Source organism: Tetzosporium hominis (genome assembly GCF_002265435.1).
Classification (GTDB): Bacteria; Bacillota; Bacilli; order Bacillales_A; family Planococcaceae; genus Chryseomicrobium; species Chryseomicrobium hominis.
Genome location: NZ_NOKQ01000187.1, coordinates 118736 through 134764, shown reverse-complemented (window position 1 = coordinate 134764; position 16029 = coordinate 118736). Strand labels below are relative to the sequence as shown.

Below are 16029 nucleotides of genomic sequence, written 5' to 3'. Positions count from 1 at the left end.
AGCGTCTGATATTGCTATCATTAGAACTACCTATAAACAGAGGAATAAGAAGATAAGGTGTGTGATGGAAGTGGATCTGAATACTATAACAAGTCCATCCTTTTTAAAAACAATGACAAATGAAGAGCTTGAATCTCTAAGCCAAGACATTCGAGACTTTTTGATTGAAAAATTATCTGTAACTGGTGGTCATATTGGGCCAAACCTTGGTGTTGTGGAACTAACACTAGCGCTTCACAAAACGTTCAATTCACCAGATGACAAATTTATTTGGGATGTTGGGCATCAAGCTTATGTCCATAAAATCTTGACAGGGCGTGCTAATCAGTTTGATACGCTACGTCAGTTCAAAGGATTGTGTGGATTCCCTAAACGCGTGGAAAGTGAACATGACGTGTGGGAAGCTGGACATAGCTCTACATCGCTCTCTGCAGCAATGGGAATGGCGAAAGCTCGTGACGTGCTTGGGAAATCCAATCATGTAGTTCCAATCATTGGAGACGGAGCTTTAACAGGTGGTATGGCTTTAGAAGCTTTAAACCACATTGGACATGAAAAAACGAAAATGATCGTGATCTTAAACGATAATGAGATGTCCATTGCACCTAACGTTGGCGCACTCCATAACATTTTAGGGAAACTGCGCACACATGGCTCTTATAATAAAGCTAAAGATGATCTGGAATACTTGATGAAAAAAATTCCAGCAGTTGGTGGTCGTATTGCAGCTACTGCTGAAAAAGTAAAAGACAGCTTAAAGTATTTGATGGTCTCTGGTGCCTTCTTTGAAGAGATGGGCTTTACGTATTTAGGGCCGATCAATGGGCATGATTTTGAAGACTTAGAAGAAAATCTTAAGTTTGCTAAAAATGCTGACGGTCCAGTAGTTCTTCATGTCTTGACGAAAAAAGGTAAAGGCTACAAACCAGCGGAGCTTGATACGGTGGGTACGTGGCATGGTACCGGTCCTTACAAAATGGAAACAGGAGACTTTGTAAAATCTTCTGCTAAAGGTCCATCTTGGAGTGGCTTAATTTCAGAGACGGTTCGCAAATTAGCACGTGAAGATAAACGAATTGTGGCTATTACACCAGCTATGCCGGTTGGATCAAAGCTTGAAGGCTTTGCTTCCGAGTTTCCTGATTGCATGATTGATGTAGGGATTGCTGAACAGCATGCCATCACTATGGCTGCTGGTATGGCGATGGACGGCATGAAACCTTATGTAGCCATCTACTCAACATTCTTACAACGCGCATACGATCAAATGCTTCATGACGTCTGTCGTCAAAACTTAAATGTCTTCCTTGGTATCGACCGTGCAGGTCTCGTTGGAGCAGACGGTGAGACGCACCAAGGTGTATACGATATTGCATTCTTACGTCATATGCCGAACATGGTGATTATGATGCCGAAAGACGAAAACGAAGGACAGCACATGGTGAAAACTGCCATCGAATACAATGATGGCCCGATCGCCCTTCGTTACCCTCGTGGAAACGGCTTAGGTGTTCCAATGGATGAAGAACTAAAGACTATTCCGATTGGTTCATGGGAAGTCCTTGAAGAGGGTACATCCGCTGCTATCCTAACTTTCGGAACTACTATTCCAATGGCGCTTCAAGCAGCAGAGGAACTAAGAGAAGAAGGCATTTCAGTGGAAGTAGTGAATGCTCGTTTTATCAAACCGCTTGACGGGGCGATGCTGGATTCACTAGCTGCACGTCAGATTCCTTTGGTGACACTCGAAGAGGCTGTCTTACAAGGTGGATTTGGTAGTAGCGTACTAGAGTATTACAATGAACAGCAACAAGAAGTGAATGTTACACGAATCGGTATTCCAGATGCTTTCATTGAACATGGAGATGTTCCGGAACTCTTAAACGAAATTCATATCTCGGTCGAAGATTTGAAAAAGCAAATCAAGTCACAGCTTCAGCAGGCGACGGTGTAATGGCTCAAGTTCCAAAAGAAAGAGCTGATATCTTGCTCGTTGAAAAACAACTGTTTACATCACGAGAACAAGCAAAAAGAGCCATCATGGCTGGTCAAGTGTATGTGGATGAGATGCAGATCATGAAACCTGGAGAAAAAGTTGCCATTTCGAGTGAATTTGTTTTGAAAGGAAAGCGACTTCAATACGTGAGCCGTGGCGGTTTGAAGCTTGAAAAAGCAATTCAAGTGTTCGCTATCCAAGTGGAAGATGCCATTCTTCTCGATATTGGATCTTCAACAGGGGGCTTTACAGATTGTGCTCTGCAAAACGGAGCCCGCCATGCTTATGCATTAGATGTCGGTTACAATCAACTCGACTGGAAGATTCGCAGTGATGAGCGCGTGACTGTTATGGAACGCACAAACTTCCGATACAGTAAGCCAGAAGATTTTGAAGTTGGATTGCCAACACTTGCTACGATTGATGTCTCGTTCATCTCGTTAAATTTGATATTTCCGCCACTCGCTTCCATTTTAGTTGATGGAGGAGAAGTAGTGGCACTCGTCAAACCACAGTTTGAAGCAGGGAAAGACCGGGTCGGGAAAAAAGGCATCGTTCGCGATGCAAAAGTGCATCTCGGTGTGTTAGAACAAGTAGCCGATTATGCAGAACAAGCAGGATTTTCAGTAGAAGCCGCTACATTCTCTCCTATTACTGGCGGAGAAGGCAACATCGAATTTTTATTCTATTTAAAGAAAGCACAAGGTGCCTTGTCTCGTCCCGACTTCAAACAAGTCGTAGACGAAGCGCACAAATCCTTGGTTCACTAAACTATGGGCGAAATCCGCCCATAGTTTTTTTCGTAACACTTGTGAGCATCTCCTCAGAATGATACTGTATTACTACTAAGGTATAAATATACAGTCAATGGAGTGAAGAACATGAACAAAGGCCAACGCCACATTCGGATTCGAGACATCATTTCAAACAATGAAGTGGAAACTCAAGACGATTTAGTAGATATTTTAAAAGCAGAAGGATTTACGATTACACAGGCTACGGTATCACGTGATATTAAAGAGCTACATCTCGTGAAAGTGCCATTGCCAGATGGTCGCTACAAATATAGCCTACCTGCAGATCAACGCTTTAATCCGATGCAAAAATTAAAACGAGCTTTAACCGATGCATTTGTCTCCATTGATGGAGCCAGTCACTTTTTAGTGATGAAGACCCTACCTGGAAATGCGCATGCCATAGGTTCGCTTATCGATTACTTGGATTGGGAAGAGATTTTGGGCACGATTTGTGGAGATGATACATGTCTTATTTTATGCAGACAAGAAAGCGACCGCGATGACGTCAAGAAACGGTTGCTCGAGATGCTTTAAGAGGAGAGGGTTCCTATATGTTATCGGAGTTATCAATCCGCAATTTTGCAATTATAGATGAACTGACGGTCAGCTTTAATGAAGGACTCACTGTATTAACTGGAGAGACCGGTGCAGGGAAGTCGATTATTATCGATGCCGTGCAATTGTTATGTGGGGCACGTGGGTCTTCTGAATTCATTCGACACGGGGCAAAAAAAGCGGAATTAGAAGGGTTATTTTCTTTAGATTCCACTGCCCACTCAAGCTACAAAAAGCTTGAGGAGCTAGGCATTCCGGCAGATGAAGAAAGTATTGTGTTGCGTCGAGAACTCAATGCGAATGGAAAAAGCACATGCCGAATCAACGGTAAACTTGTCACGATTGGCCTCTTGCGTGAAGTCGGAACGACGCTTGTGGACATCCACGGGCAGCATGAAAGCCAAGAATTGATGGACGAGCGGTCTCATATCGACTTACTAGATCAGTTCGCCTCTCAACAACTGATTACAGCCAAAGAAAGTTATACTGAGGTCTATACAAGTTATCAAAAAACAAAAAAACGTCTTCATGCGCTTCAGCTCGATGACCAAGAAATGACACACCGAATGGATTTGTATCGCTTTCAGTTGAATGAGATTCAAGAAGCCGAACTTTCTAGTGGAGAAGAAGAGGATCTGACATTAGAGCGCACGGAAATGATGAACTACTCAAAACTTGTCGAAAAGCTACAGACTGCCCAGCAAGCCTTGTCTTCAGAATCGGCTGCTATGGATTATCTAGGAGTCTCGATGAATGCACTACAAGATATCTCCAGTGTGAACGGGACGTATCAGAAAATCAGCGAAGAATTTGCAAATGCCTATTTCATCTTAGAGGACCTACAATCTCAGATCCAATCCCAAATCGATTCATTAGAATTTGATGAAGAACGTATGCAGGTCGTTGAAGACCGTCTAGCGCTTCTCCAGACATTGAAACGCAAATACGGACAATCTGTTGATGAAGTCATCTCTTACGGTGAAAAGATTGAGCGTCAACTGGATCAATTGACGAATCGAGATGTCGAGATTGCTCAGCTCGAGAAAAAATTGTCTCAGATCGAGCAGGACCTTGAAGTAGAAGCTGCTGAATTATCAGCGATACGCAAAGAGACAGCTAGTGATCTTAGTGAACGCATCATGGAACAGCTAAGTGCACTTTACATGGACCGTGCTGTAATGGATGTCCGAGTAGAGCCGACTTCGACTTACATGGACAACGGCAAAGATCATGTAGTGTTCTATATTGCCACTAACGTAGGTGAGCCATCCAAACCGCTCACTAAAATCGCGTCAGGCGGAGAACTGAGTCGTATTATGTTAGCTCTTAAAAGCATCTTCTCTAAACATCAAGAAATCACTTCCATCATTTTTGATGAAGTGGATACGGGTGTTTCAGGTCGAGTGGCACAGGCCATTGCTGAAAAGATTGGACAGATTGCTAAAGATTCGCAAGTTCTTGTAATTACTCACTTGCCACCTGTTGCTGCTATCGCAGACACACATTTGCGTATAGAAAAACATGTTCAAGAAGACCGGACTAAGACAACGATTCAAGAATTGACTCTTACAGAACGGACTGAAGAATTGAGTCGTATGATGGCTGGAGAAGTCATTACCGAGATCACTTTGCACCATGCAACTGAATTATTAAAACAAGCGCAAGCGAAGAAATGACGAAATAGAAAAATTGTACCAGACATGCTTCACCTCCTTTGACGCACACTAGCAAAAAGGAGGTGATTTTTTTAGGGGTAAAAAAATGCTCACGCTCGCGGGACTTTAGATCCTTCCCAAACAGGCTTTTGCTGCCCCGCTGCTACTACGTCCAACAATTGAAATTGAGATGTCACTTGAAGCTGTCGTCGCAACAGAAGACTTGAACATCTGCAATGCGCCAATCCGGAAACAAGACCAATTACATAGTTTTACTTCTAAACAACAATTGATAGAGAAGTTAAATACAACTCAGGAACAAAAAGTAACTCTTAGTCTGAGTAATTCATTTAAAAGCTATATACTTCGCTGTGACAAACAGCAATTGATTGATCATGTAGCCTCATTTTAAGACCATGTTTCAGGAGTTGGAACGTTAACTTTTTAGTAGAGAAGATTGGACAAAAACGGTATACTAAAGAGAAGATTATTCGACAATTGGACGATTCTGTGTCAGCACTTGTAAGATAAGCAAGAAATTATCTTGCAAACGAATGAATTAACTTAGCTAGTACTTTCTTTATAGTATGTAACTAGATTGATACAGGATAGGGGATGAATGTAGTGAAGAAAATTAAAGTAATGATTGTGGATGATAATAGAGATTTGGTGAATACGATTGCCGATTATTTTAAAGAGCATCCATCAATTGAAGTGATTCACACAGCATTTAATGGGAAGCAGTGTCTCGAACTTTTGGAAAAAGAAGTGCCGGATGTGTTGTTACTCGACATCATCATGCCGCATCTAGACGGCATCGCTGTCATGGACTATTTGCATAAAGAGCAGTTATATCCTCAGATGAAAGTGATCATGTTGACTGCCTTTGGTCAAGAAGAAGTGATGAAACAAGCGGTGGATCTAGGTACTGCCTACTTTATGTTAAAACCATTTGAATTTGACCGCCTGGTTCAGCAGATTTTGCAAGTCGTCGGCAACGGACAGAGCACGACAGAGGTTTCGCCAAAACGCCATATCTTCAAAACTAAAGGTATCGATTTTACCATTACTAATGTGATTAAAGAAATAGGTGTACCAGCCCATATCAAAGGGTATTCGTATTTACGTGAAGCCATTCAAATGGTATACCATGATATTGAACTGTTAGGATCGGTTACTAAAGTTCTTTATCCACAAATCGCCGCAAAGTTTGATACGACACCATCTCGTGTAGAACGTGCCATCCGTCATGCAATTGAAGTGGCATGGAACCGAGGGAACTATGAGACGATTTCACAAACATTTGGCTACACAGTCCATCATTTAAAAAGCAAACCAACCAATTCGGAATTTATCGCTATGATTGCAGACAAGATTCGATTGGAGAACATGGCAAGCTAGAGGAGACGATACCATGCTTCCAGTTTATGCGCATCGAGGTGCATCAGGATACAAAATGGAAAATACACTCGCTGCGTTCAAAGAAGCGATCAAACGAAAAGCAAGAGGAATTGAAATTGACTTGCAGTTGACCGCGGACGGACAGCATATGATACTTCATGATCTAGATTTGTTCCGTTTGACAGGCCAAAACAAACAAGTCCGTGATGTCGCAGCAGAAGAACTGATGCAGTGGAAAGTGGGCAGACGGTTCTTCCGCAAATGGTTCGGTCATCGGATCTTATCATTACGAGAATTTTTAGAGTTTGCAAGACCTCATCAAGTTGCTTTGAACGTCGAATTGAAAGAGACATACATGGGAAAGACTGAGAAGATAGCTGAAGTTGTGGAGCTGCTTCGCGAGTTTGATGATGTGCATTTCTCTTCATTTGATATTTCTATATTAGATGCCGGCCATTCCATGTTTCCAGAGTACGACTGGTGTTTAATCGGCAAAAAGTCTACGGACTGGGAAGAACTGAAGCAGTATACGTGGCTGAAGACGATTCATATGAATAAACGTTATTATCAAGCGAAATGGATAGAGTCATTGTGTGAGCGTTACAGATTCCGTTTCTATGGCTTAACAGGGAGAGAAAAATTCATTACGAATCCGAAGCCTTGTGTGATTGGTTGGATCAGTGACTATCCAGATGTTGTGGAGCGCGCACAAAGAAAGAGCTGAGTCGATTGGACTCAGCTCTTTTTCTCTTTAAAACGGTCGGATACTCGACCATTCTTTCGATCTCTCCGAAGTAAAAACCCTGCAAAGAATCCCACACCCAAAATCATAAAGAGCAACCCAAGAATAAATTGCAACCAAAGTGGGGCAGCCCCGAGGTTCGAAATTCCAAAAAAAGTATCACGCATTAATTTGATTCCATAAGCGGCCAGAATACCTGGAATAACTAGAACTATCAATGCAACTAAACGTGCCACGTGCTTCATCTCCTTACTATTGATACTATCGCATGGCTAAAAATGATTGTCAATTGAGTTCTCTTGCGTTATGATAAGTAGGAAATGCAACAACTTGCACTAACACCAGGGAGGTGTGCAATATATTGCAAAAGATAATTTTATTAGGGGCAGGTCGTGGTGGAACAGCCATTCTTCGTCTTCTACATACAAGCGGAAGCTTTTCATTCACTGCTGTAATTGATGAGAACCCGGATGCGCCTGCATTAGAACTTGCTCGCTCCTATGGTATTCCGACTGATACAGACTGGCAGCCCTATTTGACGCCTGATATCGATGTCATTATTGATGCGACAGGTGATCCTGAGCTATTTCCTGAACTGTTAAAACGGAGAGATCGTTCGACCGTGGTCATTCCAGGAGAGATTGCATCTGTTCTAGTTCAATTAATAGAAGAAAAAGAACGTAGCTTTCATATGATGGATTCCCAGCGCCGTATTCAACGCATTTTGTTTGATTCCATGGAAGAAGGAATCATCAGTATCAATGAATCGGGAAAAATTACTTTTTTCAATAGCAGTGCAGCAAAGCTGACACAAGTATCAAAAGATGAAGTGATTGGCAAACATATTCATGAAGTCATTCCGGATAGTAAATTAATGCACGTAATCGAATCGGGGCGATCTGAAACGAATCAGCAACTAACTCTTGAAAGCGGTACCAAAATTGTCACTTCAAGGTTTCCGATCACTACTGAAGATGGGAAACGCATTGGGGCTTTTGCGGTGTTTAAAGATATTTCTGAGATTCAGCAGATGGCAGAGGAACTGACAAACCTTCGAGAAATCCAAATGATGCTAGAAGCCATCATTCAATCTTCAGACGATGCGATTTCAGTTGTAGACGAAAAAGGGATCGGTTTGTTGATTAACCCAGCCTATTCGCGTATTACAGGGCTTCAAGAACAAGACGTTATCGGAAAACCTGCTGAAGCAGATATCGCTGACGGAGAAAGTATTCACAGGCAAGTCCTTGAAACTAGGAAGCCAGTCCGAGGCAAACAACTACAGGTAGGAAAAGATAGAAAAGATGTCATTGTAAACGTAGCACCGGTCATTGTGAACAATCGATTAAAAGGTAGTGTCGGTGTTATTCATGACGTTACGGAGATGCGTTCAATGATGAAAGAACTCGACCGAGCCAGATTGTTGATCCGGTCACTTGAATCTAACTTGTCGTTTGAAGACATCATTGGGAAATCAGAAAAAATCCAATTTGCCAAAGATCAAGCAAAGCTTGCTTCCAATGTTCCTGTCACGGTCCTCCTAAGAGGAGAAACTGGAGTTGGGAAAGACTTGTTTGCTCATGCCATTCATAGGAAGAGTGAACGAAGGCATAACAAGTTCATTCGTGTGAATTGTAGTTCTCAAGAAGACTTGGCCAAACTGTTTCACTCTTCTTCAGAAGAGAGTTACATTAAACAAGCTCAAGGTGGCACGTTGTTCTTAGATGAAATTGGCGACCTTCCTCAAGATATGCAGCAGCAGCTACTGGAACTAGTACCCCATAGCGATATTCGTCTGATTGCATCGACGAGTGATCAATTAGAAAAGAATATGCGGGACGGCATGTTTGTCGAAGAACTTTATTTTCATGTCAACAAGATGCCGATTTTTATACCACCACTAAGAGAACGAACGGAAGATATTCCGTTGATTTTAGAACACGTCTTGGTGAAACTGAACAAAGAGTTTGGTAGACAGATTGAAGGATTCTCAGAACGCGCATTACGAGCGCTTGAATCCTACGACTGGCCAGGAAATGTCCGGGAGCTCGAAAACGTCATCAGTCGCACACTCATTTTTATGAATACGACTGAAAAGTGGATTGAAGAAAAGCATCTCCCACTGACGACGATTCGAAGAGCCCAGCCGGTTCTTCCACAAGGCTCTTTATCGGACCTTGTAGAAGAATACGAGCGCAAGCTTATCCAAGATACTCTTGCTACGTTTAAAGGCAATAAATCGGAAGTAGCAAAAAAATTAAAAATCTCACTTCGTACTCTTTATTACAAGATTGAGAAACTTGGAATCGAAGATTAAAGGAGGGTGACGATGAAAACATTTGATGAACTACTAAAACAAAGTGCAGCACGAGAAAAGAAAACCATTGCTATTGCATGTGCTGCGGACAAAGAAGTTTTAGAAGCAGTGAAACAGGCTCTTTATCATCAATTGGCGAAATTTATCTTATTTGATACAGAAGAATCTTTTGCTAGTTTTTCGGAACTAATGCCGAAACATGAAGATGTTGAAGTTCGCTTTAGCCCGTCACCACAGCTCGCTGTTCGAGAGGCTGCTCAAGCTGCAGGGAAAGGACAAGCAGATGCACTGATGAAAGGTCACGTGGATACAGCGGCGCTTCTTCGAGAAGTACTTCGCGATGACACGGGTCTAAAAACAGGCAAGACGATTTCGCATGTAGCCGTCTTCGAGTTTCCGGACTTTGACCGGCTATTATTTGTTACAGATGCCGCGATGAACATTGCTCCTGATTTAAAACAGAAGAAAGATATCATCGTCAATGCAGTTTCAGTAGCACACAGGATCGGAATCAGTCATCCGATTGTCTCGCCCCTAAGTGCGGTAGAGGTTGTGAATCCGTCCATGCCGTCAAGTACGGATGCGGCATTGCTGACGATGATGAACCAACGAGGTCAAATTTCAGGCTGTACAGTTGAAGGCCCTCTTGCTTTTGACAACGCGATTTCTGTTGCTTCCGCAAAAGCGAAAGGGATTGAATCACAAGCCGCTGGACACGCGGACATTTTAGTCGTGCCAAACATTGAAGCTGGAAACATTCTATACAAATCGTTTATGTACTTTGCTCATGCCAAAGTCGGAGCAGTCATTGAAGGTGCTAAGGTACCTATCGTACTGACTTCACGCGCCGACAGTGCAGAAAGCAAATTATATTCAATAGCGCTTGCCGCATACTAAACTACTATTGGAGGAATTACAAATGGAAATTTTCAAATATATGGAGACTTATGATTACGAGCAATTGATTTTCTGTCAGGACAAAACTTCAGGACTAAAAGCAATAATCGCAATTCACGATACAACTCTTGGACCAGCTCTAGGTGGAACACGTATGTGGAACTATGCTACAGAAGAAGAAGCAATTGAAGATGCACTGCGCCTAGCAAAAGGAATGACATATAAAAATGCTGCAGCAGGGCTTAACTTGGGCGGAGGGAAAACTGTAATTATCGGCGATCCACTAAAAGATAAAAACGAAGAGATGTTCCGTGCATTCGGTCGTTTCATCCAAGGTCTAAACGGACGCTACATCACAGCAGAAGATGTTGGTACGACTGTTGCGGATATGGACCTAATCCACGAAGAAACAAACTATGTAACTGGTATCTCGCCTGCATTCGGCTCTTCTGGTAACCCATCTCCAGTAACAGCTTACGGTGTGTACATGGGAATGAAAGCAGCTGCAATGGAAGCTTTTGGTTCGGATTCACTTGAAGGTAAAAAAGTAGCTGTCCAAGGTGTTGGAAACGTAGCATACAAACTATGTGACTTCCTTCATAAAGAAGGCGCAATCTTGACAGTAGCAGACATCAACCAAGCTTCTGTTGACCGTGCAGTGAAAGAATTCGGCGCAACTCAAGTAGATGTATCTGAAATCTATTCACAAGACGTCGATATCTTTGCACCATGTGCTCTTGGGGCAATCATTAACGATGACACGATTCCACAATTGAAAGCGAAAGTTGTAGCAGGTGCTGCAAACAACCAATTGAAAGAACCACGTCACGGCGACAAGCTTGCTGAACTAGGTATCGTTTACGCACCAGACTACGTAATTAACTCAGGTGGGGTTATGAACGTTGCGGATGAATTGAATGGTTACAATCGTGAGCGCGCTATGAAACGCGTTGAAGGAATTTACGATACAATCACTCGTATTTTTGAAATCTCTAAAGCAGAAGGCATTGCGTCATATGCTGCTGCAGATCGCTTAGCTGAAGAGCGCATCGCTCGTATGGCTAAATCACGCCGTCAGTTCTTACAGAATGGAAAACACTCTTTAACAAATCGCTAATCAACTCTGGGGAGGCATTACAAATGGAACCTTATCGAATACTTGTCCTGAATCCAGGTTCAACCTCCACGAAGATCGGCATTTATGAAAATGAACAATTGCTATTTGAAAAAACGATTCGCCACAAAACAGAAGAAATCGAAAAGTTTCCATCAATTATCGATCAATTTGCATTTCGTAAAGATATGATCTTACAGGCCCTGGATGAAGAACAAATGAATATCTCCCGCTTGTCCGCTGTGTGCGGACGCGGGGGCCTGTTACGCCCTATCGAAGGCGGCACGTATGAAGTCAACGAGCAAATGCTTGAAGACCTGCGCATCGGCTATTCTGGGCAACATGCATCAAACCTAGGGGGCATCATTGCCAACGAGATAGCTAAAGGCTTAAATATTCCCGCATATATCGTCGATCCAGTCGTCGTAGATGAAATGCAAGAACTTGCACGTGTGTCCGGTACAGCAAAGCTTGAACGTCGTTCTATTTTTCATGCGTTAAACCAGAAGGCTGTGGCGCGACGCTATGCAAAAGAAGTAGGCAAACCGTATGATTCGTTATCTCTCATCGTCGTCCATATGGGCGGTGGAATAACGGTCGGTACACACCATTTAGGAAAAGTGATCGACGTAAACAATGGTCTTCATGGTGATGGACCTTTCAGTCCTGAACGTGCGGGAAGTGTGCCGATTGGAGACTTAATCGAGCTATGTTTTTCGGGTCAGTACTACCAGCATGAAGTCATGAAACTCATCGTGGGTCAAGGTGGTCTGGTCAGTTATTTGGGCACAAACGATGCGGTGACGGTCGAAAAGCGTATCGAACAAGGCGATAAAGAAGCGAAGTTGATTTATGACGCTATGGCCTATCAAGTCGCAAAAGAAATCGGTGCTCAGAGTGCCGTTTTGTCTGGAAAAGTCGACGCGATTTTATTAACAGGTGGTCTTGCTTACGGCAAAGCATTTGTCCAAGAGATCGCAAGTAGAATCAGCTGGATTGCAGACGTTGTAACGTATCCAGGAGAAGATGAACTACAAGCTCTAGCTGAAGGTGCTTACCGCGTGTTAAGTGGCGAAGAGCAACCGAAGCATTATCCGAACTAAAGGAGGGATTTCCCATGGCAAAAGAGTATGATGTGGTCATACTTGGTGGTGGAACAGGCGGTTATGTGGCTGCGATTCGTGCAGCACAACTTGGCCTGAAAACAGCCATCGTTGAAAAAGGAAAATTAGGCGGAACATGCCTACATAAAGGATGTATTCCAAGTAAAGCCCTTTTGCGTTCTGCAGAGGTCTACCATACAGCGAAAGACCGCGCACATGAATTTGGTGTTGTGACAGGGGATGTCACACTTGACTTCAGCGCTGTCCAGAAACGTAAACAATCAATCGTCGACCAACTGCACCAAGGTGTACAAGGTCTAATGAAAAAAGGCAAGATTGATGTATTTGAAGGAACAGGACGCATGCTCGGACCGTCTATCTTTAGTCCTTCTCCAGGTGGTACCATTTCTGTTGAGATGAACAATGGTGAAGAAAACGAAATGTTGATTCCGAAGAACGTCGTTCTTGCTACAGGATCACGACCACGCACGCTTCCAGGTCTTACAATTGACGGCGAATTCGTCATGACTTCTGATGAAGCACTTGAAATGAAAGAGCTTCCGAAATCTATCATCATCGTAGGTGGAGGCGTTATCGGAATCGAGTGGGCTTCAATGCTTCACGATTTCGGAGTCGAAGTAACAGTTATTGAATACGCAGACCGTATTATCCCTACGGAAGACGATGCGATTTCAAAAGAAATGAAAAAGATTCTTGAGAAAAAAGGAATCACAATCATTACATCTGCAAAAGTGATGCCTGAAACACTCTCACTAGACAATGGCGTTACGATTCAAGCCGAAATCAAAGGTGAGAATCAGTCGTTTCAAGCTGAGAAGATGCTCGTATCTGTCGGTCGCCAAGCAAATGTTGAAAACATTGGAATCGAGAACACGGATATCGTTATTGAAAAAGGCTTCATCCAAGTGTCAGATACGTATCAGACAAAAGAATCTCATATCTACGCAATCGGAGATGTGATCGGAGGACTTCAGCTTGCTCACGTAGCGAGTCATGAAGGTATCACAGCTGTTGAACACATTGCCGGGGAAGAAGTACATGCAATGGATACGGAAAAAGTAGCTCGCTGCATCTACTCGAATCCAGAAGCTTCAAGTGTCGGAATGACAGAAGCACAAGCAAAAGAGCGCGGCTTCAACGTGAAAACTGGTAAGTTCTCTTTCAAAGCTATCGGAAAAGCTCTTGTTTATGGAGAATCTGATGGATTTGTAAAGATAATTGCAGATAAAGATACAAATGACATTTTAGGAGTCCACATGATTGGACCACATGCAACCGACTTGATTTCTGAAGCTGGCCTTGCGATGGTTCTAGATGCAACTCCTTGGGAAATCGGTTCTACCGTTCACCCACACCCAACGCTTTCTGAAATTATGGGAGAGGCTGCTCTTGCAGTCGACGGCAAAGCCATCCACAGCTAAAAGGAGGAACTGAAATGACTACTCGTCATGAACAAGTTGGACTTACAAATGATGACGTATTAAAAATGTACGAGACGATGTTGCTTGCACGTCGGATCGATGAGCGTATGTGGTTACTAAACCGCGCTGGTAAAATTCCATTCGTTATTTCTTGTCAAGGACAAGAGGCAGCTCAAGTTGGTGCTGCATATGCTCTAGACACAGAAAAAGATTATATCGCACCTTACTACCGTGACATGGGTGTTGTTCTTCACTTTGGTATGACAGCTCGTGACTTGATGCTTTCTGCATTTGCTAAAGCTGAAGACCCAAACTCAGGTGGTCGTCAAATGCCAGGTCACTTTGGTCAGAAGAAGAACCGTATCTTGACAGGTTCTTCGCCGGTTACGACTCAAGTTCCTCATGCAGTTGGGGTGGCTCTTGCAGCAAAAATTGAGAAAAAAGATTTCGTATCCTTTGTAACACTTGGAGAAGGTTCTTCTAACCAAGGGGATTTCCACGAAGGTCTTAACTTCGCTGGAGTTCATAAGCTTCCATGTATCACAATGGTAGAGAACAACAAATATGCAATTTCTGTACCGTTTGACCGCCAAGTAGCAAGTAAGAACATTGCTGACCGTGCCATTGCTTACGGCATGCCTGGATTTGAAGTGGACGGAAAAGATCCAATCGAAGTGTACCGTGTTATGAAAGAAGCGGTAGAGCGCGCACGAAACGGGGAAGGTCCTTCTCTAATCGAAGCCGTAACATTCCGTTTGACGGCTCACTCATCAGATGATGATGACCGCCAGTACAAATCAGCTGAAGAAATCGAAGAAGGTAAAAAGCTGGATCCAATCTTGTCATTTGCCGCGTACTTGAAAGAAAACGGAATCTTAACTGACGAGTCTGAAAAAGAACTGAACGACCGCATCATGAAAGAAGTCAACGAAGCAACGGATTATGCTGAAAATGCACCGTATGCTGCTCCAGAAGATGCACTGAAACATGTATATGCTGAGCAAGGAGGCGACAACTAATGCCAATCATGTCTTATATTGATGCCATCACACTTGCGATGAAAGAAGAGATGGAACGTGATGAGCGCGTATTCGTTCTTGGAGAAGACGTTGGCCGTAAAGGCGGCGTATTTAAAGCGACAAACGGTCTTTATGATCAATTTGGAGAGTACCGCGTACTGGATACACCCCTTGCAGAATCAGCAATTGCTGGAGTAGGAATCGGTGCTGCCATGTATGGTCTTCGTCCTATCGCAGAAATGCAGTTTGCAGACTTTATTATGCCTGCAGTCAATCAAATCATCTCGGAAGCGGCTCGTATTCGATACCGCTCTAACAATGACTGGACTTGTCCAATGGTTATTCGTGCACCATTCGGTGGAGGAATTCACGGGGCATTGTACCACTCACAATCTGTAGAGGCGGTATTTGCAAACCAACCTGGTTTAAAAATCGTGATTCCGTCAACTCCTTACGATGCGAAAGGTCTCTTAAAAGCGGCAATTCGTGACGAAGATCCAGTTTTATTCTTCGAACACAAGCGTGCATACCGACTAATTAAAGGCGAAGTTCCAACAGAAGATTACACAATCGAAATTGGGAAAGTAGATGTGAAACGTGAAGGAGAAGACATCACGGTCATCACTTACGGTTTAGCGGTTCACTTTGCACTTCAAGCTGCTGAACGTCTTGAAAAAGACGGTATCTCAGCTCACGTTGTTGATTTACGCACCGTGTATCCATTAGATAAAGAAGGCATTATCGAAGCGGCTTCTAAAACAGGAAAAGTACTTCTTGTAACAGAAGACAACAAAGAAGGAAGCATCATGTCAGAAGTCGCAGCTATCATCGCTGAGAACTGCCTATTCGACTTAGACGCTCCTGTTCAACGTCTTGCTGGACCAGATGTTCCTGCAATGCCTTATGCTCCGACGATGGAGAAATTCTTTATGATCAACCCAGATAAAGTAGAAAAAGCAATGCGCGAGCTTGCAGAATTCTAAAAAGGAGG

General features: G+C 43.2%; 15 protein-coding genes. 14 read left to right on the top strand and 1 reads right to left on the bottom strand.

Going from position 1 to position 16029, the window contains the following annotated elements:
* Positions 1-64: 64 nt before the first annotated feature.
* The 7 genes from dxs to CF394_RS04465 all read left to right on the top strand — a co-directional run bounded on the left by dxs (position 65) and on the right by CF394_RS04465 (position 7128).
* Positions 65-1954 (top strand): 1-deoxy-D-xylulose-5-phosphate synthase, encoded by a 1890-nt coding sequence (gene dxs, locus CF394_RS04490; RefSeq protein WP_439332857.1) that lies wholly within the window; start codon positions 65-67, stop codon positions 1952-1954.
* Positions 1954-2766 carry a TlyA family RNA methyltransferase gene (locus CF394_RS04485; protein ID WP_094942032.1) on the top strand — a complete coding sequence of 271 codons (813 nt, stop codon included), beginning with the start codon at positions 1954-1956 and terminating at the stop codon, positions 2764-2766. Before dxs ends, CF394_RS04485 begins: the two co-directional genes overlap by 1 nt.
* A gap of 111 nt (positions 2767-2877) precedes the next feature.
* On the top strand, positions 2878-3327 hold the full coding sequence (gene ahrC, locus CF394_RS04480; RefSeq protein WP_094942031.1) for a transcriptional regulator AhrC/ArgR: 450 nt from the start codon (positions 2878-2880) through the stop codon (positions 3325-3327).
* Between the two features lie 17 nt (positions 3328-3344).
* Positions 3345-5024 carry a DNA repair protein RecN gene (gene recN, locus CF394_RS04475; RefSeq protein WP_094942030.1) on the top strand — a complete coding sequence of 560 codons (1680 nt, stop codon included), beginning with the start codon at positions 3345-3347 and terminating at the stop codon, positions 5022-5024.
* Positions 5025-5193: 169 nt separating this feature from the next.
* A complete protein-coding gene (locus CF394_RS15610; protein WP_133079802.1) occupies positions 5194-5415 on the top strand; it encodes a hypothetical protein in 222 nt (73 codons plus the stop codon).
* A gap of 212 nt (positions 5416-5627) precedes the next feature.
* Positions 5628-6404: a sporulation transcription factor Spo0A gene (gene spo0A, locus CF394_RS04470; protein WP_094942029.1), complete on the top strand. Its 777-nt coding sequence runs from the start codon at positions 5628-5630 to the stop codon at positions 6402-6404.
* A 13-nt stretch (positions 6405-6417) separates the two neighbouring features.
* The gene (locus tag CF394_RS04465) at positions 6418-7128 is read left to right on the top strand and encodes a glycerophosphodiester phosphodiesterase (protein ID WP_094942028.1); all 711 of its coding nucleotides are present in this window, start codon (positions 6418-6420) and stop codon (positions 7126-7128) included.
* A gap of 11 nt (positions 7129-7139) precedes the next feature.
* Here CF394_RS04465 and CF394_RS04460 read toward each other — a convergent pair whose 3' ends face one another.
* Positions 7140-7382: a DUF2627 domain-containing protein gene (locus CF394_RS04460; protein WP_094942027.1), complete on the bottom strand. Its 243-nt coding sequence runs from the start codon at positions 7380-7382 to the stop codon at positions 7140-7142.
* Positions 7383-7507: 125 nt separating this feature from the next.
* On the opposite strand from CF394_RS04460, the gene CF394_RS04455 reads away from it, so the two are divergent.
* The 7 genes from CF394_RS04455 to CF394_RS04425 are packed head-to-tail and all read left to right on the top strand — an operon-like array spanning position 7508 to position 16021.
* Complete coding sequence (locus CF394_RS04455; protein WP_094942026.1) at positions 7508-9463, top strand: PAS domain-containing protein; 1956 nt, start codon at positions 7508-7510, stop codon at positions 9461-9463.
* 12 nt (positions 9464-9475) lie between these two features.
* Positions 9476-10360 carry a bifunctional enoyl-CoA hydratase/phosphate acetyltransferase gene (locus CF394_RS04450; protein ID WP_094942025.1) on the top strand — a complete coding sequence of 295 codons (885 nt, stop codon included), beginning with the start codon at positions 9476-9478 and terminating at the stop codon, positions 10358-10360.
* A gap of 22 nt (positions 10361-10382) precedes the next feature.
* Positions 10383-11477: a Leu/Phe/Val dehydrogenase gene (locus CF394_RS04445; protein ID WP_094942024.1), complete on the top strand. Its 1095-nt coding sequence runs from the start codon at positions 10383-10385 to the stop codon at positions 11475-11477.
* A gap of 23 nt (positions 11478-11500) precedes the next feature.
* Positions 11501-12577, top strand: a complete 1077-nt coding sequence (buk, locus tag CF394_RS04440; RefSeq protein WP_094942023.1) for a butyrate kinase — start codon at positions 11501-11503, stop codon at positions 12575-12577.
* 14 nt (positions 12578-12591) lie between these two features.
* Positions 12592-14019 carry a dihydrolipoyl dehydrogenase gene (lpdA, locus tag CF394_RS04435; protein ID WP_094942022.1) on the top strand — a complete coding sequence of 476 codons (1428 nt, stop codon included), beginning with the start codon at positions 12592-12594 and terminating at the stop codon, positions 14017-14019.
* Positions 14020-14033: 14 nt separating this feature from the next.
* A complete protein-coding gene (locus tag CF394_RS04430; protein ID WP_094942021.1) occupies positions 14034-15038 on the top strand; it encodes a thiamine pyrophosphate-dependent dehydrogenase E1 component subunit alpha in 1005 nt (334 codons plus the stop codon).
* Positions 15038-16021, top strand: coding sequence for an alpha-ketoacid dehydrogenase subunit beta (locus CF394_RS04425; RefSeq protein ID WP_094942020.1), 984 nt, complete (start codon positions 15038-15040; stop codon positions 16019-16021). Before CF394_RS04430 ends, CF394_RS04425 begins: the two co-directional genes overlap by 1 nt.
* Positions 16022-16029 lie beyond the last annotated feature (8 nt).

What these genes read in the sequence shown, in the direction of transcription:
- dxs (WP_439332857.1), top strand. Translation starts at nt 65, where the DNA reads ATGGAAGTGGATCTGAATACTATAACAAGTCCATCCTTTTTAAAAACA.
- CF394_RS04485 (WP_094942032.1), top strand. Translation starts at nt 1,954, where the DNA reads ATGGCTCAAGTTCCAAAAGAAAGAGCTGATATCTTGCTCGTTGAAAAA.
- ahrC (WP_094942031.1), top strand. Translation starts at nt 2,878, where the DNA reads ATGAACAAAGGCCAACGCCACATTCGGATTCGAGACATCATTTCAAAC.
- recN (WP_094942030.1), top strand. Translation starts at nt 3,345, where the DNA reads ATGTTATCGGAGTTATCAATCCGCAATTTTGCAATTATAGATGAACTG.
- CF394_RS15610 (WP_133079802.1), top strand. Translation starts at nt 5,194, where the DNA reads ATGTCACTTGAAGCTGTCGTCGCAACAGAAGACTTGAACATCTGCAAT.
- CF394_RS04465 (WP_094942028.1), top strand. Translation starts at nt 6,418, where the DNA reads ATGCTTCCAGTTTATGCGCATCGAGGTGCATCAGGATACAAAATGGAA.
- CF394_RS04450 (WP_094942025.1), top strand. Translation starts at nt 9,476, where the DNA reads ATGAAAACATTTGATGAACTACTAAAACAAAGTGCAGCACGAGAAAAG.
- CF394_RS04445 (WP_094942024.1), top strand. Translation starts at nt 10,383, where the DNA reads ATGGAAATTTTCAAATATATGGAGACTTATGATTACGAGCAATTGATT.
- buk (WP_094942023.1), top strand. Translation starts at nt 11,501, where the DNA reads ATGGAACCTTATCGAATACTTGTCCTGAATCCAGGTTCAACCTCCACG.
- lpdA (WP_094942022.1), top strand. Translation starts at nt 12,592, where the DNA reads ATGGCAAAAGAGTATGATGTGGTCATACTTGGTGGTGGAACAGGCGGT.
- CF394_RS04430 (WP_094942021.1), top strand. Translation starts at nt 14,034, where the DNA reads ATGACTACTCGTCATGAACAAGTTGGACTTACAAATGATGACGTATTA.
- CF394_RS04425 (WP_094942020.1), top strand. Translation starts at nt 15,038, where the DNA reads ATGCCAATCATGTCTTATATTGATGCCATCACACTTGCGATGAAAGAA.